The sequence below is a fragment of the Streptomyces sp. NPDC007971 genome (assembly GCF_042958635.1).
In the GTDB taxonomy this organism is placed as follows: domain Bacteria; phylum Actinomycetota; class Actinomycetes; order Streptomycetales; family Streptomycetaceae; genus Streptomyces.
Genome location: NZ_JBIBJK010000009.1, coordinates 244,252 through 263,612, shown reverse-complemented (window position 1 = coordinate 263,612; position 19,361 = coordinate 244,252). Strand labels below are relative to the sequence as shown.

At 71.7% G+C, this 19,361-nt stretch carries 18 protein-coding genes and 1 pseudogene; 12 read left to right on the top strand and 7 right to left on the bottom strand.

Annotation, left to right across the window (positions count from 1 at the left end):
• Window positions 1-66 precede the first annotated feature (66 nt).
• Window positions 67-780, bottom strand: a complete 714-nt coding sequence (locus ACFZCP_RS21115) for an Lrp/AsnC ligand binding domain-containing protein (RefSeq protein WP_391428750.1) — start codon at window positions 778-780, stop codon at window positions 67-69.
• A gap of 112 nt (window positions 781-892) precedes the next feature.
• Between ACFZCP_RS21115 and ACFZCP_RS21110 the strand changes: the two genes are divergently transcribed.
• Entirely contained in the window at window positions 893-2,326 is a 1,434-nt protein-coding gene (locus ACFZCP_RS21110; RefSeq protein ID WP_391428748.1) for an amidohydrolase family protein, read from the top strand.
• Window positions 2,327-2,426: 100 nt separating this feature from the next.
• Here the strand turns inward: ACFZCP_RS21110 and ACFZCP_RS21105 are convergent, their stop codons facing one another.
• The gene (locus ACFZCP_RS21105) at window positions 2,427-2,615 is read right to left on the bottom strand and encodes a hypothetical protein (protein ID WP_391428746.1); all 189 of its coding nucleotides are present in this window, start codon (window positions 2,613-2,615) and stop codon (window positions 2,427-2,429) included.
• Between the two features lie 319 nt (window positions 2,616-2,934).
• Between ACFZCP_RS21105 and ACFZCP_RS21100 the strand changes: the two genes are divergently transcribed.
• Window positions 2,935-3,363 carry a hypothetical protein gene (locus ACFZCP_RS21100; RefSeq protein ID WP_391428744.1) on the top strand — a complete coding sequence of 143 codons (429 nt, stop codon included), beginning with the start codon at window positions 2,935-2,937 and terminating at the stop codon, window positions 3,361-3,363.
• Window positions 3,364-3,748: 385 nt separating this feature from the next.
• The gene (locus tag ACFZCP_RS21095) at window positions 3,749-4,657 is read left to right on the top strand and encodes a hypothetical protein (RefSeq protein WP_391428742.1); all 909 of its coding nucleotides are present in this window, start codon (window positions 3,749-3,751) and stop codon (window positions 4,655-4,657) included.
• A 49-nt stretch (window positions 4,658-4,706) separates the two neighbouring features.
• Here the strand turns inward: ACFZCP_RS21095 and ACFZCP_RS21090 are convergent, their stop codons facing one another.
• The 3 genes from ACFZCP_RS21090 to ACFZCP_RS21080 all read right to left on the bottom strand — a co-directional run bounded on the left by ACFZCP_RS21090 (window position 4,707) and on the right by ACFZCP_RS21080 (window position 8,047).
• Window positions 4,707-5,270, bottom strand: a complete 564-nt coding sequence (locus ACFZCP_RS21090) for a hypothetical protein (protein WP_362696350.1) — start codon at window positions 5,268-5,270, stop codon at window positions 4,707-4,709.
• 285 nt (window positions 5,271-5,555) lie between these two features.
• Entirely contained in the window at window positions 5,556-6,614 is a 1,059-nt protein-coding gene (locus ACFZCP_RS21085) for a DUF1152 domain-containing protein (RefSeq protein WP_391428740.1), read from the bottom strand.
• On the bottom strand, window positions 6,611-8,047 hold the full coding sequence (locus ACFZCP_RS21080; protein WP_391428738.1) for a radical SAM protein: 1,437 nt from the start codon (window positions 8,045-8,047) through the stop codon (window positions 6,611-6,613). Before ACFZCP_RS21080 ends, ACFZCP_RS21085 begins: the two co-directional genes overlap by 4 nt.
• Before the next feature lie 216 nt (window positions 8,048-8,263).
• Between ACFZCP_RS21080 and ACFZCP_RS21075 the strand changes: the two genes are divergently transcribed.
• The 5 genes and pseudogenes from ACFZCP_RS21075 (at window position 8,264) to ACFZCP_RS21055 (ending at window position 13,262) form a co-directional block, all read left to right on the top strand.
• Window positions 8,264-9,517, top strand: coding sequence for an ATP-grasp domain-containing protein (locus ACFZCP_RS21075; protein ID WP_391428736.1), 1,254 nt, complete (start codon window positions 8,264-8,266; stop codon window positions 9,515-9,517).
• A gap of 5 nt (window positions 9,518-9,522) precedes the next feature.
• A complete protein-coding gene (locus ACFZCP_RS21070) occupies window positions 9,523-10,776 on the top strand; it encodes an ATP-grasp domain-containing protein (RefSeq protein ID WP_391428734.1) in 1,254 nt (417 codons plus the stop codon).
• Window positions 10,773-12,017, top strand: coding sequence for an MFS transporter (locus ACFZCP_RS21065; RefSeq protein ID WP_391428733.1), 1,245 nt, complete (start codon window positions 10,773-10,775; stop codon window positions 12,015-12,017). Before ACFZCP_RS21070 ends, ACFZCP_RS21065 begins: the two co-directional genes overlap by 4 nt.
• Window positions 12,014-13,069 (top strand): peptidogalycan biosysnthesis protein, encoded by a 1,056-nt coding sequence (locus tag ACFZCP_RS21060; protein WP_391428730.1) that lies wholly within the window; start codon window positions 12,014-12,016, stop codon window positions 13,067-13,069. The genes ACFZCP_RS21065 and ACFZCP_RS21060 overlap by 4 nt, the downstream gene beginning before the upstream one ends.
• A 95-nt stretch (window positions 13,070-13,164) precedes the next feature.
• Window positions 13,165-13,262 (top strand): annotated as a pseudogene (locus ACFZCP_RS21055).
• Window positions 13,263-13,404: 142 nt separating this feature from the next.
• Here the strand turns inward: ACFZCP_RS21055 and ACFZCP_RS21050 are convergent.
• Both ACFZCP_RS21050 and ACFZCP_RS21045 read right to left on the bottom strand, forming a co-directional pair.
• On the bottom strand, window positions 13,405-14,514 hold the full coding sequence (locus ACFZCP_RS21050) for a hypothetical protein (protein ID WP_391428728.1): 1,110 nt from the start codon (window positions 14,512-14,514) through the stop codon (window positions 13,405-13,407).
• A 130-nt stretch (window positions 14,515-14,644) separates the two neighbouring features.
• The gene (locus ACFZCP_RS21045) at window positions 14,645-15,430 is read right to left on the bottom strand and encodes an SDR family oxidoreductase (protein ID WP_391428726.1); all 786 of its coding nucleotides are present in this window, start codon (window positions 15,428-15,430) and stop codon (window positions 14,645-14,647) included.
• Between the two features lie 214 nt (window positions 15,431-15,644).
• Here ACFZCP_RS21045 and ACFZCP_RS21040 point away from each other — a divergent pair, with 214 nt between their 5' ends.
• The 4 genes from ACFZCP_RS21040 to ACFZCP_RS21025 all read left to right on the top strand — a co-directional run bounded on the left by ACFZCP_RS21040 (window position 15,645) and on the right by ACFZCP_RS21025 (window position 18,937).
• Complete coding sequence (locus tag ACFZCP_RS21040) at window positions 15,645-16,301, top strand: TetR family transcriptional regulator (RefSeq protein ID WP_362696332.1); 657 nt, start codon at window positions 15,645-15,647, stop codon at window positions 16,299-16,301.
• A 1,007-nt stretch (window positions 16,302-17,308) separates the two neighbouring features.
• On the top strand, window positions 17,309-17,713 hold the full coding sequence (locus ACFZCP_RS21035) for a hypothetical protein (protein WP_391428725.1): 405 nt from the start codon (window positions 17,309-17,311) through the stop codon (window positions 17,711-17,713).
• A 16-nt stretch (window positions 17,714-17,729) separates the two neighbouring features.
• Window positions 17,730-18,101: a peptidase inhibitor family I36 protein gene (locus ACFZCP_RS21030; RefSeq protein WP_391428724.1), complete on the top strand. Its 372-nt coding sequence runs from the start codon at window positions 17,730-17,732 to the stop codon at window positions 18,099-18,101.
• Window positions 18,102-18,121: 20 nt separating this feature from the next.
• Window positions 18,122-18,937 (top strand): SDR family NAD(P)-dependent oxidoreductase, encoded by an 816-nt coding sequence (locus tag ACFZCP_RS21025; RefSeq protein ID WP_391428969.1) that lies wholly within the window; start codon window positions 18,122-18,124, stop codon window positions 18,935-18,937.
• Window positions 18,938-19,361 lie beyond the last annotated feature (424 nt).

Sequence of the window (19,361 nt, the reverse complement as noted above, 5' to 3'; positions counted from 1 at the left end):
TCGGTCCGTCGGCCGGTTCCGCGCAGTCCCTGTCCGGAGGACGGCCGCGACGGGGCGGCGGAACCGCTACAGGGGTCCGGGCGCCGCTGAAGAGTGGCGGATCAGGCCCGTGCGTTTGACGGTCGCCAGGAGGGGAGTGGTGTCGATGGCACTGATCCCCTCCAATGCGCCCACGGAGTCGGTGAGCAGGGCGTACAGGGCGCCGAGGTCGGCCGCGGCGACAGCGACGACGAGGTTGGCGGGACCCGTGGTGGCGGCGCAGAACCGGACCTGCGGATGGACGCTCAGGGTCTGCGCGGTCTCCTGGAGCGCGCCGGGGCGCACGGCGATCCACAGCAGGGCCTCGGCGTGTGCGCCGAGCAGTGCGAGGTCGATCTCGGTCGCCAGGCGCAGGACGTGGCCGCGCACCAGTGCGTCTAGTCGCCGGCGGGCGGTGAGCGCACTGGTGCCTGCGCGGCGGGCTAGGTCCGAGTAGGTGGCCCGGCCGTCCTCGGTCAGCGCCGTGACCAGCGCGGTGTCGATGCCGGCGGATGCGGCCGAGGCAGGCGGGGCAGGCGGGGCAGGCGACGGTTGCGGCGGTGCCGGGCCGGGTTCGAGCCGGGCCAGTTCCTCGGCCGAGAGCAGACCGGCGGTCCAGCGGAACGCGGTCGGGAAGACCCGCAGCAGGGTGTGGGAGGTCCAGGAGCCGACGGCGTCGGTGGCGGGCAGGTCCCGCAGGAGCAGGGTGTTGCGGGCGTCGGGGCCGTCCGGTGCACACTCTGGTGCCCGGCCTGGCCCCACAACGGGCCCTCGCCGTACGGGGCGACCGTGTCGTGGCCGTGTCCCCCGCCCCGAACGGCCTGGACCACTGGCGGGTTCGCGCACCACGGTCCACGACCTGCCCGGCGCCACGGTGCTGCCCGCGTTCGACGACACCCACACCCACCTGGTCTTCGCCGGGCTGGGCGCGCACGACGTTCCCGTCCACCGGGCGCGCACCATCCCCGAGTTCCTCGACCTGATCCGGCAGCGGGCAGAGACCACCCCCGCGGGCCAGTGGATCCGCACCACCACCAACTGGCAGGAACTCAACCTGGCCGAGCGCCGCATGCCCACCGCCGCCGAGCTCGACCGGGCCACCGACCGGCATCCGGTCCTGGTCAAGCGCGGCGGCCACAACGACGTCGTCAACACCTGTGCGCTGCGCCTGGCCGGCATCACCGAGGACACCCCCGTACCGCCCGGCGGCGTCATCGGCCGGGACGCCGACGGCAGGCTGAACGGCAGGCTGATCGACAACGCACTGGGGCTGGTGGAACACCTGGTCCCGACCCCGGACCGGGCCCGGCGCATCGAAGGCCTGCGCCTGGCCGGCGCCGACTACGCCGCGACCGGCATCGGCACCGTGCGCGACTGCGCCGTCTCCCCCGAGGACTACCGGGTGCTGCTCGCCGCCCGCGCGGCGGGAGCGCTGAGCACCAGGGTGCGGGCCCTGGTCTCGGCGCTCGGCATGACCGGCAGGGCCCAGGTGGAGGACCTGCTCGACGTCATGGAGGACTGGCGCTGCAGCTCCGACCCGTGGCTGCTGGTGTGGGGGGCGAAGTTCGGCCTCGACGGCGGTCTGGAGGCAGGGGCCACCGAGGAGCCGTACGCCTGCGACCACGCCTTCTCCGGGATGCTGACCTGGGAGCCCGGCGCGCTCGTCGAGGCGGTGGAGGCCGTGGTCCGCCGCGGCTGGCGGGTCGGCACCCACGCCTACGGCGACCGTGCGGTCCGCGTACTCCTGGACGTCTACGAGCGGGTCCTCGAACGCAACCCGGGCCTGCCCGCGGGGACGCTCGTGATGGAGCACGGCGGGCTGGCCGGCCCCGAGCAGCGCGCCCGCGCCGTCGCCCTGGGCATCCCCGTCACCATCCAGCAGCCGCTGCTGCACGACACCGCCGAGGTGGAGGAGGGCTTCTGGGGCCCGGAGCGCGTCGCGCGTCTCTTTCCCGCCCGGGGCTGGATCGACCTGGGTGCCCAGGTCAGCGCCGGATCCGACTTTCCCGTGGGCCAGTTCGGCGCGATGCGCTCCGTGTGGGGCATGACCACCCGGCAGACCGTCATCGGCGTCAAGGGCCCCGAGCACGCCATCTCCTACGCCGAGGCACTGACCCTGCACACCACGCAGGCCGCCCGGCTGAACGGCGAGGAGCACCTGCGCGGCACCCTCGCCCCCGGCCGCTTCGCCGACCTCACCGTCTGGGACCGGGACCCCGCGCACTGCCCCGGCGACACCCTGCGCGACCTCACCCCCACCCACACCTTCGTCGGCGGCCTCCTCGTCACGCCCTCCGGCGGGCGGTGACGGGTCGCGCCCCGGGACCGGTGGCCCGGCCGCGGGAGCGGTAGACGACATAGTGGGTCAGGTGCAGGGTGCGGCGGCGGCTGCGGTCGAAGGTGGTGACCTACCGGTCCGCGAGATCGAGCAAGGGTGTGCCGGCGGTGTCCCGGCAGAAGCGCAGGAGCGGTTCCGTCTCCGCGCCGGTCAGCCGGCCGAGCGCCTCGGCCACCCGGGCGCGCAGGCCCGGCCATTCCTCGTCCGGGTACTGGAGGAGCAGGGAGGCGGCCTGGTGCACCGCGCGGTGCGCGTGCACCGCGGCCCGTCACGCGAGGCCGATCGCCTCGCCGGCGTCGTCGACGCCCCGCACAACCCCGCTCCATAGGCCGGTTCGGCCCTGCCCCGCAGGCTCCGCTCACCCCTCCCCCGTCAGGGCACCACACCTGCCCGGTCGACCGAGCGGGCCCCGAAGTCACTGCCGACTCACCCATGTCCACGCGCCCAGGGCCCACGGGTGGGGGCGATCCGGTCGCCCTCCCGCCCCGTCGCTCTGTCGCTCTGTCGCTCTGTCGCTCTCCGGCCGGCGTGTGCGACCGTCGCGGCGGTGGCGCGCCCCGCGCCCCGGAGAGGACCGCATGTCACCCAGCCGAGGACCTGGCATCAGCACCGTCACTGCTCACCTGCGCAGGGCCGTGGGCAACGCCGACTGGCAGTTCCTGGGCGAAGCCCTGCACCCCCAGGTCCACTGGGCCGCGCCCCGCCCGGGCGCTCGCGCGTGCCGCGGCCGCTCCCGCGTCCTCAGCCGCTGCGCCCGTCTGCACACCCGCCTGTCGGGGGTGACCGTCGAAGAGACGTTCATGTACCCCGGAGCGATAGTCCTCGGGCTGTGGCTCCACCTCGGTACGTCCACCCCGGATTCGGACGGACTCGGGTGTCAGGTCTCGGACGAACTCGTGTATCAGGTCCTCGACGTCGTCGACGGGCTGGTCGTCCGTATCACCGGCTACACGGACCGCGCCCAGGCCCTGACCGCCGCCTACGACGGGCCTGCGGACACGTTCTGAGCGGTGTGCCGCAGCTGCGCCCCGGGGTGTTCCCTGTACGACTTGCACCGCTCGGTGCAGATGCTCCCCCCGGCCACGCCGGATGTGCGCCACCACCCCGTCAAGGCCGCGAAGGGCACCCTCTTGCTGCTGCTCATGGGGGCTCGCCCGGGCGAAAGGAGGGGGGCCGGCCGATCGCTGCGCATGGTCAAGGCCGATGTCCGTGGGAAGTCGTGTTACGGGGCTGTGACGCCGAACGGACCGTTCGAAGATCGGGGCCTGACAGGCTTTGCTCCTGAGCAGAGCGGCAGGCGGTCGCGTGGCCTTCAACAGCCCCGGGGAACGGTGCAGCGGCTCTGGCGTTGGGCATCATACGACCCGTCGACGTTCCTGGGGGAAATCGGCTATGACCACACGTATCCGAGTCACCGCTGTCGCCATCACCGTGGCCGCCGCCGTGACCGGCACCACACTGCTGGGCGCGTCCGGCGTCGCCTCGGCCGCCACCAGTGCCTCGCACGGGACCCTGACGATCAGCAACGGCAGCAAGTACGTACTGATCAACGGCCACCGGGTGAACTTCGGCGTGCCCGTCCGCGATCTGGCCTGGTCCCCGAACGGTGCCAAGGCCGCCTTCATCGACGGCTCGGGGAACCTGGACGTCGCCAACCCCGACGGCAGCGGGCGCGTCGTCGTCGCGAAGAACCCCGGAAACCAGAACTGGTCCCACCCCACCTGGCAGGTGACGGCGAAGGACTCGCAGATCGGTCTCCCCGCCAAGAACAACCTCATCTTCGCGGCCCGCGCGAGCGGTGTGTCCCGGCTGAAGTACATCTCCGCCAAGGCCGTGCACGGCACACCCAAGACGCTGTCCCTGTACGGCGAGCCCGGCCCGGACGTGCCGCCGATTCCGCAGACCGGCAACGTGTGGCCGAACGCGGCAGGGCACTACGGCACCTCGGTCTACGCCAACGTCAACACCGGTGACGTCTACATCCGCGACGACTACACCCGCCAGCAGGGCGGCAAGCTGACCAAGGGCTCCCAGCCGGCCCTGGCGCCCAGCAACGAAGAGGTCGTCTTCGTGCGCTCCGTCGCCGGCCACGACCACCTCTTCGTCGAGGACTTCACGCACAACAAGGTGAAGGACATCACCCCGCACGCCACCACCGACTACACCGAGCCGGCCTGGTCCCCCGACGGCAAGACGCTCGCGGCGCGCACCCCGTCCGGCACGGTGACCCTGCCGTCCAACGGCACGGGCCACCCGACGAAGGTCACCGGCACCGCGGGGCTGGCGGCCTACCGCCCCTGACGTCGGGCGCCGACACGGGCCGGGCCGGTCCGGGCGGCGGAGTGCGTTCTCACTCCGCCGCCCGCGCGAGCTCGGCCCGCAGTTCGTCCAGGTGCGCGTCGGCCGTGTCGTGCGGCAGGAACTCGACGACGTCGAGGAAGCGGAACAGCACCTGGCTGCTGGTGACGGCGTACTCGTACTCCGCGAACCCCACCACCGCTCCCATCGCGCCCCGGGCGGTGCCCCGCACGACGTGCGAGGTCAACTCGTCCGGCTCGACCGCCGACAGTCCGCGTCGCGCGTTGGGCCGGGCGAGATACGGGCACACCATCGAGGCGTACAGCATGCACGCGCGGTGTCCAGGGCCTTCCAGTGTGGGCGCCAGGTTGCGGTAGGGCCGTCCGGCGGCGAACGCCTCGCCGATCGCCGCACTCTCCGCCGACCCCACCACGCGCCACACCGGCCCCTGCGGCATGCGGCGGTTGCACACGGAACACAGCCGCTTGCGCGCGCACTCGGCGCTGCGCTCATAGTCCGTCAGCGCGAACTGCGGCTCGTCCCCCTCCCACGGCGTGATGGCCGGGACGGGGTACCCACGGACGTCCCGAGGCCGGGCCTCGATCCCCGCGGGCATGGGAACACTTTCGAATCGCACGCCCCATCCCTACCAGTCCCCGCTCCCCGGCACCACCACGGGGGTCGGCCCCGGGTGCGCCGGCGCCGGACCGCGGACCGGGCCGAAGTCCGCCGCCATGGACGTCGGCAGGCAGGAGATCATCCCCACGGGCGAAGCCATGGCCGGACGTGTTCCGCGGTCAAGTCGCCTGAACCACCCGCCCGGCGACGGCGAGTGGCCGGGCGGTGCGCGCGGCAGGACGCTGTGGGCGCCGTCGGGGTCCGACGGCGCCCACAGCGGTGCTCAGTCCCTGTCGTGCAGGGCCAGGAGCGGTCCGCGGGCCTGGAGCAGGGACCGCAGGGCGGGGATCTGTCTCCAGGCCAGGCCGCATTGACGTGCGGCGAACCGGAACGTGCAGTGACCCGCACCGCCGGCGGCCTCCCGGATCACGCCGAGGGCCTGCGCGGCGTCGGCGGGCAGGGCCTTGGGCTTCGGTGGTGCCGCAATGCCCTCCGGACGGTGTTCACGGTTGATCTCGTGGATGCCGGTGATCTTCTCGGACAGGTCGGCGGCCTCGGCCAACGTGCCCGGCCGGGTCTCGGCCAGGGCCTGCGCGACGGGATTGTGGGCCATCGCGTCGGCCAGGGGCAGGTGATGGATCCGCGCGGACTCCTCGGTGAGGTCGAGTCGCCGCTCGACGGTGCGCACCGTGCCCCGTACTCCGTGCACGGCGGCGGCGAACAGCGCGGAGGCCTCCGACGGATGCCACGCGAGGGCACCGGCCACGGTGTCGACGTCGTCGGCCGACACCGTGAGGGCGGGGCCGGGAAGCCGCCCGAGGAGTTCCTCCTGAGGGATCTCCCCGTCGACGCCGGGGCCCGCGACGTACACGGTGGCCGGCGCGCCGGCGAGATGGCAGGCGGCCATGGTCAGGGCGTCGACCAGGGGCGAGCACAGGGTGTCCTCACGGCCGTGCGTGAGGATGTCCCCGCCGATGTCGACGATCCGTACGTGCTCGAATCCGCGGGCCAGCGCCTGGCGGATCTGGTCGGCCAGTGCGTTCACCCCCTGCCACGGGTCCAGGAGCAGCAGCCGGGCGGGCAGCTCGGCCGCCAGCGCCGGCAGCGTGGATCCGGCCGGGGGCAGCACACCGGTCGCCTCGCCGACGAACACCCCGGCCGCGCTGGTGGCGAGGCGGGTGAAGTCGCGGAAGCCGAGCGGTCCCGGGGTGGGGTCGACCTCGAGGCGTTCCCAGGCGTAGGTGGCGATCGTGGAGCGGGTGCCGGGGCTGATGACGGAGGCGGCGATGCAGGTGCCGAGCGGGTCGCCTCCGCCACCGGCGGCGGCGTACAGGTCGCTCACGCGCTGTCCAGGAGGTCGATGCCGGTGATGCGGACCGGGGCGGCGCCCATGTTCTTCCGCGCACGCTGGTTCGCGGCGTGCAGGCCCTCGTAGTACTCGCGGTCGAGGCCCTTGACGTTGTCGGAGTAGAACATCCAGGACAGGACGTCGCGGTACTTGAAGCCCTTCGGGGTGAGCTGGACGCGCTCGCCGAACCGGTGGACGAGCCCGTTGTGTTCGGCCGCGTCCAGGACGGCTTCGACGTCGCCGCGGATCTTGTCCAGGCCGTGGTGTTCCAGCTCCCCCAGGCTGAGATCGAAGGTGTCCAGGACGAGGCGTTTGCGGACCAGTTCCTCGTCGGACAGCTCGAAGCCGGTGGTGGGCCGGAGTTCGTGGTTCTTGGCCTTGCGGATGTAGTCCGCGACCTCGGCCGCCGACGGCTTGACCGAGCCGGTCATGTAGTCGAGCACGCTGGTGTAGGAGCGGGCTCCGACACCGAGGCCGAGCAGGGGAACGCCCTGGAAGGTGAGGACCTTCTGCACGTAGCCGCCGCGTCCGGGCTTCTTGTAGCGGACGGAGCCCTCCTGCACGTAGCCGTGGTCGGTGAACACCTTCCGGGCGTAGTCGTAGCGTTCGTACAGCTCGGGCTGCCACATGTACTGGTAGGCGCCGGTCTTGGAGAACCAGGCGTCGGGGCGGACGGTGAGGAAGTACGTGGAGATGGTGGTGGGGCCCAGCTCGGCCAGCTCGTCGACCGAGTGCCGCCATGTCTCGGGCGTCTGGCCGGCGAAGCCCATGATGAGGTCGGTCGACAGGTCCGGCAGGCCCAGTTCCTGCACGATGCGTACGGCCTCCCGGATGACGTGCTCGCCGGCCTGCCCACGTCCGGCCTCGCGGATCTCCTTCGGAACCAGCGACTGGATGCCGATGTTCGCCCGGGTCAGGCCCATCCGGAGCAGGCGGCCGAACCCTTCCGGATCGGCGACGATCGAGTCCGGGGTGGCCTCCAGCGCGACCTCTTCGGTGGTGGAGCGCCAGTTCGGGTAGACCTCCGTGATCGTGTCGAAGATCTGCTCGAAGTGCCACGTCGACAGCAGCGCCGGCGTGCCGCCGCCGATGTAGATGGTGCGCAGACGCCGGGCGCGGATGATGTCCGCGTGATCCCGGATCTGGGTACACAGGGCGTCGGTGTACGCGTCGTAGACGTCCTGGTCGGTCGAAATGATCGTGTACAGGTTGCAGAAGCCGCACTTGTACTTGCAGAACGGCACGTGCAGGTACAGGTTCAGGGCCGGGGTCCTGTGGTGGAGCAGGTCGCGGTCCCAGACCTCCTGGATGTCGTAGGCGTCGCCGTCCAGCGGCCGGTAGGTGGAGCGGGGCGGGTAGGAGTACTGGTAGGGCGGTATGACGCCCTGGTCGATGTACTCGGCGAGCTGAGTGCGCAGGCTGTTCACAGTGAACTCCCCCGTTCGGGCTGTTCGTTCAGTGACCTTGCACCCGAAATTCGAGCACGCAACGTTTTGTTGAAGCCATGGGCAAGGTCCACCAAGTCGGCCGCTCCGTGAGCCCCCCGATTCAGTTCTTGCTCCAACTGCCGTGCGATGTGGGCGTGTTGATTTCGGACGACATGCCGGTGGACGGTACAATGCCGCCCCGGTTGTAGTGATCCAATGGACACCTACAGGGGGAACACGCCCGCCGGCGTACTCGTCATCGAGCCGATGGGCAACGCCGGACGCTTCCTCGTCGAAGCCGCCCACCAGTTGGGCATCAGCCTGTACGCGGCCACCCACAAGGACATCTACGACACCTATCCGGCCTGGCTGTCCGGCGCGCTCACCGACGTCTGCTTCACGGACCTCACCGACACCGGGCGTGCCCTGGCGGACATGAAGGCCTTCTGTCTGAGCCGTCCCGTCACGGCCGTCGGCGTCTGCTGGGAGCTCCTCAGCCACCTGGCCGCGCCGCTGGCCGCGATGCTGAACCTGCCGGGCAACGATCCCCTCGTCGCACAGGCCCCCCGCAACAAGATCGTCATGGCGGAGGCGTTCCACACCTCCGGCGTCCCCGCCCCCCGCTGGGCTCCCGCCCGGGACGCCGAGCACGCGCACCGCGTGGCCGCCTCGCACGGCCTGGGCTGGCCTCTGGTCGTCAAGCCCGCCGAGCAGGGCGGTTCCTGGGGCGTGCGCGTGGTCGACGGCCCCGACCAGCTCACCGATGCCGTCCACGCCGCCCAGCAGTTCGCACGGGCACTCCCGCACGGCCTTCCCCTGGACCGGCGCGTCCTGATCCAGGAGTACGTGCCCGGTGACGAGTACTCCGCCGACACGGTCGTGGTCGGCGGCGTCCCCTACCCACTGCCGGTGGTGCGCAAGGACACCACCCCGGGCCGCTACCGCATCGAGACCGGGCACACCTGTCCGGCCGGCATCCCGCCGAGTCTGCTCCGCCGTATCCAGCACACGGCCGCCCGCGCTGCGCTCGCCGTCGGCATCCGCAACGGCATCGCCCACACCGAACTCAAGCTCACCCCGCGTGCCGTCGATCCCGTGGTCATCGAGACCGGTGCGCGCCTGCCCGGCGGGAACATCTGCGAGCTCGTCGAGGCGGCCACCGGCATCAGCGAAGCCGCCGCCTACCTCCAGGCGATCGCCGGGCAGATCCCCGACACCGCCCCCACCCGGCAGCAGGCCGCAGCGATCCGCTTCGTCCTCGCCCCCCACGCCGGAACGCTCCAGGACATCCGCATCCCCCCGACGCCCGGGACCCGGCACGAACTCCACCTCACCCCCGGCCAGTACGTGAACGGCCCCGCCGACTCCTCCGCCCGCCTCGCCCACATCATCGCCACCGCCACCCACTCCGCCGAGGCGGCCCGACTCGCCGAGCAGGCCGCCGCCCGCACCATCGTGAAAGTGAGCTGAGCCCCGTGAAGAAGATCGCGTTCCTGCGCTCCGTGGACATCCAGCGCGCCGACCCCTACATCCAGCAGGCCGTCACCGAACTCACCGCCGAGCGGATCGCCTGCGGCCTCTTTTTCACACACGGCGACGCCTTTGACGCCGACTTCCCCGGCGAGCGCATCCGCATCGCCCCGGACATCACCGCGCGCGACCTGGCCGACCGGGTCACCGCATGGGGCGCCGACGCCGTGGTGTCGATCAGCCTTCCCTGCGAGAACGCCGTACGCGACGCCGCGGTCAAGCAGATCCTCGACCGGGCCGGCATCCCCACGATCATGACGCCGCTGGCCGCCACGCTGCTGCTGACCGACAAGTGGGAGACCAAGCAGCTCCTGCTGCGGCACGGCCTGGACGTGCCCGTGGGCTTCCGCGCGGACTCCGACCTGCTGGCCGGACGCGGTCTGCCCGTTCCCGGCTACCCCGACGCCCTGCGTCTCCAGGCCGATTCGACCGGCTACCCGCTGCTGTCCAAGCCGATCTGGGACTCCACCAGCATGGGCATCCGTGCCCTGGCCGGCCCGGCCGACCTCGACGCCTACCTCGCCGACCCGCCGCCCGTGTCCGCCGTGATCGAACAGGCCGTCACCGGCGACCTGTGCTCGGTCGACATCGTCGGCGCGCCCGGCACCTACCGTGTCGGCCCGCTCGTATGGACCGGGCGCGCCGGCGCGAAGCCGGTGTTCACCTTCGCCGACCTGCGCTGGTGCGGCCCCCGCCCGCGCGAGGACGCCGAGTTCCGGTCCGTCGCCGAGCGGCTCACGGCCGTCTGCACCGCCCTGGAGGTCACCGGCTCCGTCAACGTCGACATGATCTACGCCGACGGCAGCTACAAGATCCTGGAGTTCAACCCGCGCATCGGCGGCGCCACCACCCTGACCTGCGCCGCCTCCCGCACCAACACCTTCCGCACCCTCGCCCGCATGGCTCTGGGCGCTCCGGCCGCCGTACCGGATGCGGCGCAGGGACGGCGGTGGGCCGTGGAGTTCCTCACCCCGCAGGGCATTCCGGACGCGGTCCGCGACGAGTTCGCCGCCGCCCTCGACCTGATCACCTGCCATGCGCTCGTCATCGACGGCCACGACCACGGTCACATCACCGTGTTCACCGCCGAGGAGGGCAGCGAGGAGGACGCCGTCCAGACGATCAAGAACCTCCACGAGACGACCGGTTACCCGAACCCGGACACCGTGGACAAGATCCGCGCCCTGCTCACGCCGTGACGGCCACCACCGCACCGGCCCGGCGCAGCGGGCTGGGGCTTCCCGCCCTCGCCGGGCACCGGCGGCTCGTCGCCGCAAACCTCGTCGACTCCATCGGCAACGGCATGCTCCTGCCGCTGGGGCTGCTGTACTTCACCACCGTCCGGCACCTGCCGATGGCGACGGTCGGCACGGCCGTCACCCTCGGCCAGCTCGCCGCCCTGCCGGTCACCCTCCTGGCCGGATACGTCATGGACCGGCGCAGCCCCAAATACCTCACCACGAGCGCGAACATCCTGTCCGCCGCGGGTTTCCTCACGTTCCTGACCGCCCGCACCGCCTGGCAGGCCGCCCTGTGCTACCTCCTCGTGCAGTCCGGCATCAACGCCTTCTACACCGCCCAGCGCACCCTCATCACGCACACCACACCGCCCGAGCAGCGCAGGGCCTGGTTCGCCTTCATGTCCTCGCTGCGCAACGCCGGGATCGGGGCCGGTGCCGCCCTGGCCACAGCCCTGCTCGCCGCCTTCGGGACCCGCGCCCTGACCTGGCTCGTCGCACTCGCGGCTCCGCTCTACCTGCTGGCCGCCCTCTGCTACGCCGGGCTGACCACCACCCCACCACCACCGGCCGCCGAGGCGACGACCGGGAACGTGACCCACACGGACCACAACCGCCGCTACCTGCTCCTGGTGGCCAGCACCGTGCCCTACGTCCTGGCGCAGGCCATGCTGTCGGTCCTCGTCGCCCTCTACACCACCCGCAGCCTGCACCTCCCGGCCTACACCGCCGGCGTCCTCCTCATCGTCAACACCGTCTTCGTGTCCGCTCTCGGCACACCTCTCAACGCCCGCCTCGCCCACCGAAGCCCCCGCGCCGCCGTAGCACTCGGGTACACGCTGCTGATCGCGGCGATGGCGCTGTTCGCGCTCCCCGCGCTGCCCCTGCTGGGGTTCACGGCGTGGCCCGCGCTCACGGCGGCCGTCGTCGTGTTCTCCCTGGCCGAGGTGTTCATCTCCCCGGCCGTCAACGAACTGTCCGTCACGCTCACCCCGCAGGCCGCGAAGGGATCCCGGCAGAGCCTGTTCCAGCTCTCCTTCTCCGCCGGATTCATCGCCGCCCCGGCCCTGTTCACCACACTGCTCGCCCACGGGCAGCTGCTGCCCTGGCTGGCCCAGGCCGCCGCCTGCCTCCTCGCCCTCGCGGCGGTCCCCGCCCTCAAAGCCCCCAACCGGCACCGCAGAAGGAACCCACGCCGTTGAACACCGAGATCGTCCACAGCATCCATGACATCGAACCGGCCGAGTGGGAGCGTCTGGCCCACCGCACCGGCAACCTCTACACCTCCCACCGATGGCTCGCCGGCGAGGAGGACGACCCCACCGCCCAGCCCGCGTACGCCCTCGTCCGCGACTCCTCGGGAACCCTCCTGGCCGCCGCCCCCCTCTACCTCGTCCACGACGAACCCAACACCAACTACAGGCCCGCCACCGATCCGGTACCCCGCGTCATCGCCGGCGGCCGCCGTGGCTACCACAACGCCCCCCTGACCGAGCCCGACCTCTCACAGCCCGGCCGCCGCATGGTCCTGGAGGACCTCCGCGACACCATCCGCACCTTCGCGCACGGCCACGGCACCCACCACTGGTGGCCCTACCTCACCCGGACCGCCGCCGACCAGCTCGACCCCCTCTACTCCCGCCGGCCCGATGTCGTCGAGGACGACGCCACCATCCCCCTGACCGGACACGGCTTCGACGGCTACCTCGCCGGCCTGTCGTCCAAGCGACGCGTCGTCGTCCGCCGCGAACGTGCCGCCTTCGCCGACGCCGGGCACACCGTCAGGATCCTTCCCCTGAGTGACTGTTACGCCGAGGCGGGCCGTCTCCTCGCGCTCCTCCAGACGTCCCACGGCCGCGCCGGCGACACCGAGGACGTCATGGTCAAGGTGCTGCACCGGCAAGCCGAAGCCATGGGCCGGCACGCCCGGGTCGTCGGTGCCTACCAGGACGGCCGCATGACCGGCTTCGCCCTCTACTACCACTACGGGCACACCACCTGGCTGCGCGCCGTCGGCATCGACGCCGACCGGGCGGCCCCGTTCGCCTACTTCAACCTGACCTACTACCTGCCGATCGAGGACGCCTACCGCAACCACACCACCGCCTTGCACGTCGGTATGAAGGCCCTCACCGCCAAGCGCCTGCGCGGAGCCCGCACCTCGCCCCTCTACCACCTGCACGACACCCCGGCCGCCCAGCCGGACCTGCCGGGCTCTGCGCACCTCTCGCCGAGCCCCGGTGCCGTGCAGTAGTCCGGGCGCGTCAGCGTGCCATCAGGCCGCCGTCAGCGTCGACTGTCAGTCTTCTTCGTGTGAACGGCACCGGACACCACCGGGGCCGGGAGCAGGGAGAGGTGCCCGGAGTGGTTGATCGGGGACCAGCGAGCACGCCTCGAGGTCGGGCCCCCCAAGGCCCACGCAGGTTCGAATCCTGCCCTCTCCGCCACCCGGAACGGCCCCAGGACGCAGACGTCCGGCAGGCTCCGGCGCCGCACCTCAGGCGAGGCGGTGGAGCAAGCGGCCCCAGTACGCGCTGTGAGCCGACTGAAGCTCTTCGTCCTCTCGTGAGAGGAGCGCGCTCGGGGTGATCAGGTCGCCCATGCCGTCGATGCCGCTGGCCTTGTGCGCCGAGCGGATACGCGGTCCAGGGCGTAGTGGACCGTGAGGCTGGCGACGGTCCAGCCGGCGAGCAGGGTGAGCCCCGCCGACAGATGTGCCGAGTGGAAGTAGGCCGCGTCCCGCAGCGCACGGACGGCGATGCCGGGTGGCATGGCGTGGGCGAGAGGAGCCAGCCATGCGGGCAGGTACTGCGGGGGCAGGATCCCTCCGCTGGACGCATTGCCGAGGATGAGCAGCGCGATGGAGGCCAGCGGGATTCCGGCGGGTCCGCACGCACGCATGATCAAGCTGGCGGAGGCGGCCAGGGCGAAGGCGAGCAGGGCGCTGATGACGGCGGTGGTGGCGAACGAGGCCGGGATCGCTCCCAGGGCGAGGCAGGCGAGGGAGGCGACGACCAGGCCGGAGGCGACGGAGAAGGCGGCCATGCTGGCGACGCGTGCGGCGAGGGCCATGCGGGGGGCGATCTGGTACGAGGACACGGCGAAGAGGTAGCCGGCGAGGACGACCCCGAAGGACGAGTAGAAGATCGACAGCCCGCGGGAGTCCCGTGAGTCCAGCGGCACCACATCGGTGACGGGGACCGGATGGCCGAGCGCGGCGGTCAGGGTGGCCTGGAGCGAGCCGGTGGCGGAGGGACCCTGGGCGCCGGCCACCATCAGCGTCAGGCGCCGGTGGGTGTCGGTCACCAGGGCGGCGGGGACGTCGTCCCGTCTGATCGCGGAGCGGGCGGCTGCGGCATCCGGGTAGCGGTGGAAGCTCATGGCCTGGCCGTCCAGGTCGTTGACCGCCAGTTCGACACGGGCTGCTGCCGCGTCGGAGGCGGCTATGCCCAGTGGCAGCCGGTGGGAGGTGGGAGCGTGGAAGGCCGCGAGGAAGACCGCGATGAACGCGGCGCCCACGAGCAGCGCGGTGATCACGGGAACCGTGATCGCCTTGCGTAGCGGTGCACCGGCGTCCAGGACCGGGGCGGGTATGCCGTGTTCGATGTCGTCCAGTGGGTGGGGATGCTGGTCGGCGTGGTCCGCCCGGTGACGGGGACGGCTGGGCTCGACGGCTGCCGGGAGGTTCGTGGAGGCCATGGTGCTTTCTTGTCGGCTGCATGGCCGCGGGGACCGGGACGCGCCGGGGCGGGAGCCGGTCTCGCAGCAGGGCATGGGCAGGTTGACGTGCATTTACATGCGATGACATGCGGTTGCAGGTGCAGGGGCTTCAGAAGAAGCCGCCGTCCAGGGGGAGGGTGCGGCCGGTGAGGTAGGCGGCGTCGTCGGAGGCGAGGAAGGCGTATCCGGCGGCCACCTCGTCCGGCTGCGCGAGGCGGCCGAGCGCGCCGTGGACCTCGACCCACTGCTGCAGGGACAGGGTGCCGCGGAGTTTGGGGTGCTGGTAGCTCGGGCCGTGTTCCGCCGCCATGTCGGTGGCGGTGCCGCCAGGGGCGATGGCGTTGATGGTGATGCCGCGCCCGCCGAGTTCGGCGGACAGGTTGAGGACCGTCGCCTCCACGGCCGCCTTGGATGCCGCGTACAGGGTGTGGCCGAAGACGGCACGCGAGGCGCTGACGGACGAGGTGAGCACGATCCTGCCGCCGGCCGCCATGTGGGCGGCGGCGTGCTGGGCGGCGAACAGCTGGCCGCGCGTGTTGACGGCGAAGACGTGGTCGAAGTCGGCCGGGGTGATGCTCTCCAGGGCGCCGAAGTGTTCGATGCCCGCACAGGACGCCAGGACGTCGAGCCGCCCGAACTCCTGCGCGGCCCGGTCGAGGAGGCGCTTGGTCTGGTCGGGGTCGGCGACGTCGGCGCGGAGCGCGAGGGCGCGGGCCCCGTCGGAGGTGAGTGCGGCGACCAGGGCCTGTGCCGCCTGCTCGTTGCCTCGGTAGCCGATGACGACGGCGGCTCCTTCCCGGGCCAGCCGGGTGGCGACCGCCGCGCCGATGCCTCTGCTGCCGCCGGTGACGACGGCGACCTTGCCGGTGAATCGCGAACGGTCCGCTGCTGTCATCGGATGTGTTCCTCTCGCCGCTGGTTGAGGGCCTGCCCGGCTCACGCGTGCGCTGGTGCGGGTGTGCCCGGCGCAGCAGGCGTTTCCGGCGCCCGCTGCCGTCGCGCCGCTGTGGCCGTGATCCGAGGCTAGCACTAACCGCAGGAAATCCTTCACTTCTGGCTCGTGCCGTACTCTCGACGGGCAGACCACGACGACAGCAGAGGTGACCCCGGTGACCGCCAGCCCGGCCCAAGGGCGCCCCACGGCACGGTTGCGTACCGACGCGGCGCGCAATCGCGCCCAGATCCTGACCGCCGCCCGCAGCGCCTTCCTGGAGGCGGGAACCGCCGTTCCGCTGGAGGAGATCGCCCGTCGCGCGGGCGTGAACATCGCCACGCTGTACCGGCGCTTCCCCAGTCGCGACGCACTGATCGCCCAGGTCGTCATCGAGGGTTTCGAGCTCGTGCTCGCGTCCGCACGCGCGGCCGCCACGGCAGCGCGGACGGATCCGCCCGCGGCCGTCGAGGCCTTCCTGCAGAGCGTGATCGACCACCGCGACTCGCTGGCCCTGCCCCTGATCGGCGGACCCCAGACCGACGCCCCGCAGGCCCGCGAACTGCAGAGGGAGATCTCCGCCGCTCTGGAGGAGATCCTGGCTCAGGGGCGTCGCAGCGACGTGATCCGTGCGGACGTGACCGCGGTGGACCTGATCACCACCGCCGCACTGCTGTGCCGCCCCCTCCCCCACCTCCCGCCGCCGCAGGCCGTCGCGCTGACGGCACGCCACCTCGGCGTCTTCCTCGACGGGCTGCGTCCCGGCCGTTCCCGCTCGCTGCCCGCGCCCCCGAGCAACGAGGAACTGGCCGACCATCTTCACGGGCACGGTTGAGACACACCCCGGTCCGGCAGATTGCTCACGCCGGCGAGTCGTCGACGGCGAGTGCCGGTCCGGGGCGGGCGTGAGGGTGCAGGTCCCGGAAACGACGGTGATCGTGCCGCGGCCGTCGGCGGTGAGGGAGGCGGCGGCTTTGTGGCCCATGCGCCCCGATGACAGCCTGGACACTCATACCTGGGCGCGACTGAGAGCAGAGTTGTAACCAGCCTGCTTCCTGAGTTCCCACCGCGTTGACCGCCCTTGCTGACACCGGCCTCGGGCTGGACGCCGCCGTACCCGGCCCGGCGGCGTCGCCCATCGGTTCGGCCCGGCTCACACCCCATCGTGCTGTCACTGACCCCGTCGAACTTCGTGACCCTTTTCCGGCGATCATGGGGTGTGCGCAGCGATGGGAGCGCGTCAGCCGACGTGAGGCCGGGCCTGGAAGTGGACGCCTGGGCGGCACAGTTGGCCTGCGTGACGCGGATCCCGCATCCGCACACACAGGGCACACATGCGGCGCCGGTGTCCTCGCCACCGACGGGGGCGCGGCCTCGGGGACGACAAGTCCCGCGTCGCATGCGGTGCCGGTGTCCTCGCCAGCGACGGCGGGCGGCCTCGGGGGCGGCGAGTTCCGCGGCCGGCATTTCCGAGAACCGTGAGGACGAGGCAGTCCGCACCGATCACTCCAATGGCCTATACAGCGGCAGGTCGCCAAGTGGTGGGACTGGCACACAAGTTGATGACCCGCCCCGAGCCCCACCCACAAAGGTGGCCACCGACCTGTGTCGTTCCGGCACCGGCTCGCCCCTCTCTCTGCCGCAGGGCAGCAGCAGACGGCGCCGCGCGGCGGAGGCAGCAGGACCGAGAGCACACCTCACCCTCCGAGGCCGCCTCCCCCACGAGTCACCGGATCACCGAACGGCCCTCAACTCCTTTTCTCAGGCCTGCTTCTGGCCGCCTCGCTCGCTCTGTCGGGCTGTGCATCCCGGACTCCTCCACCCCGCCTCACCCCGGACGATGTGATCAAAGCCGCTACACAACGTCTGACCGACACCTGCCTGCCCCGTCAGGGCCTGACGCCGCCCCGCCCCGGGCACAGCCCATCGCGCGGCGAGCAACGGCGCCTTGACGCGGCCCTGTTCGGAACCGGTCCGGCAGAGCTGTCCCTCACCCTGCCCACCGGATATGTCGTACGCGCACACACCGACGGATGCCTGGCCGCAGCCCAGCAGCGTCTCTACGGAGACCAACGCCGCTGGTTCCGCGTATCCGTGACCGTCAACAACCTCGGCCCCGAGGCCCGTCACGCCCACCGCAGCCTGGCAGCGATCCGCGCCCGGCACCGCGCCGACATCACCGACTGGCAGCGGCTGCAGGCGCACGCCCTTGCCCAAGCCACTACCGTCCTCGACCGACCCAACTGATGGGAGACCCACGACCATGCAACGCCTCGCCGCTCTTCTCGCCGCAACCGCGCTCGCCGCGGGCACCTTGTTCGCCACCTCGGCCACGGCACAGGCGGTGCCTTGCGGTTCCGGCAACTTCTGCGTCTGGACCGACGCCAACTTCACCGGCCTGAAGATCGAACACAGCGGTGACGACCACTGGTGGGAGGGCGACATGTTCAAGCACGACTCCTCGTGGGCGAACCACGGCATCTCCGGTCCCGGAGTCAAGGACCACGTCAAGGTGTACGAGGGCCGTGAACAGCTGGGCCGCGTCACCATCTGTCTCGCCCCGGGCCAGGAAGTCGGCTACAACTCGGGGGCTAACAACCAGAGGTCCGGATGCGCTTCGGCCAGCGGCGCGTGAGAGGCGAATCGGCCCGGCAGATCCGGGTTGGAGATGAACGTCTGCCCGTAGGCAACCACTCGTTCGGCGAGCACGGCGACCGCCTCCTGACCCTCACCCTGGACGTCACCCGTGCGGACGCGGCCCGTGACGCCGTCGAAGCGGCGGTCGCGCACTTCGGACGGATCGACGTCCTCGTGAACAACGCGGGGTACGCGAACGTGTCGCCCATCGAGACGGCGGACGACGACGACTTCCGCGCCCAGTTCGAGACCAACTTCTGGGGTGTCTACAACGTCACGAAGGCCGCCCTGCCCACCCTGCGCCGACAGGGTGCGGGCACCGTCGTGCAGTTCTCCTCCATCGGGGGGCGGGTCGGCGGTTCTCCGGGCATCGCTTCGTACCAGGCGGCCAAGTTCGCGGTCGACGGCTTCAGCCGCGTCCTCGCCACGGAGTCCGCGCCGTTCGGCGTGCGGGTCATGGTCGTCGAGCCCAGCGGCTTCGCCACCGACTGGGCCGGCTCCTCCATGACGGTCCACGACATCCCCGACGCCTACGACGAGACCGTGGGCGAGATGAACCGGCGCGTGCGACAGGCCACGGCCGGCGCGGCCGGGGATCCCCGCAGGGCGGCCGAGATCATCGTGCGGACCGTACGGAGCGAGCGGATCCCGAGCCATCTGCTTCTGGGCGTGAATGCCGTGACGATGGCGCAGGACCACTCCCGGCGCCGGCTCGCTCAGGCGACCGCCTGGGAGAAGGTGGGCCGCTCGGCCGACTTCGGCGAGCCCTACCCGGCGCAGCTCCCTCCCGAGGAGCCGGCCGACCCGTCGGAGACGGACGCCCAGGGACGCTGAAACGCCGCAACTCCGCGGGCCGCGACCGATCGCCCAACCCGCCGATGCACCGCCGCACCGGCGGCGGGCCCCGCACCGGGTCCACACCTGCGCGTATGTGCTGACGGCGTGGGTCCGTGGCTCATGCCGTCGCTTCTGAACCGCACCACCAGCCACCCCCCATTACCGTCTTCGTAGCCCTGCAACAGGGCTACCGGCCCTCGGAGTTGGCATGACTACCTACCCTTGTCGATTGGGGCACCGCCTGCACGGCCGCCGGTCTCACAGCCGCCGGGGTGACCGTCCTCGCCTCTCGGTCCCCGGCCCACCCGGCAGGACGACCGATCGACGGCTGGCGGTTCACCGAGTCGGACGGGGTGAGGACGGCGACCACGTCGCGGCCGCTGCGCGGCACCCTGCTGCTCCCCGGCGGCGGTGGACGACC

Coding starts and splice junctions, on each gene's coding strand:
- ACFZCP_RS21100 (WP_391428744.1), top strand. CDS start 2,935: ATGTCACCCAGCCGAGGACCTGGCATCAGCACCGTCACTGCTCACCTG.
- ACFZCP_RS21095 (WP_391428742.1), top strand. CDS start 3,749: ATGACCACACGTATCCGAGTCACCGCTGTCGCCATCACCGTGGCCGCC.
- ACFZCP_RS21090 (WP_362696350.1), bottom strand. CDS start 5,270: ATGCCCGCGGGGATCGAGGCCCGGCCTCGGGACGTCCGTGGGTACCCC.
- ACFZCP_RS21075 (WP_391428736.1), top strand. CDS start 8,264: ATGGACACCTACAGGGGGAACACGCCCGCCGGCGTACTCGTCATCGAG.
- ACFZCP_RS21050 (WP_391428728.1), bottom strand. CDS start 14,514: ATGGCCTCCACGAACCTCCCGGCAGCCGTCGAGCCCAGCCGTCCCCGT.
- ACFZCP_RS21045 (WP_391428726.1), bottom strand. CDS start 15,430: ATGACAGCAGCGGACCGTTCGCGATTCACCGGCAAGGTCGCCGTCGTC.
- ACFZCP_RS21030 (WP_391428724.1), top strand. CDS start 17,730: ATGCAACGCCTCGCCGCTCTTCTCGCCGCAACCGCGCTCGCCGCGGGC.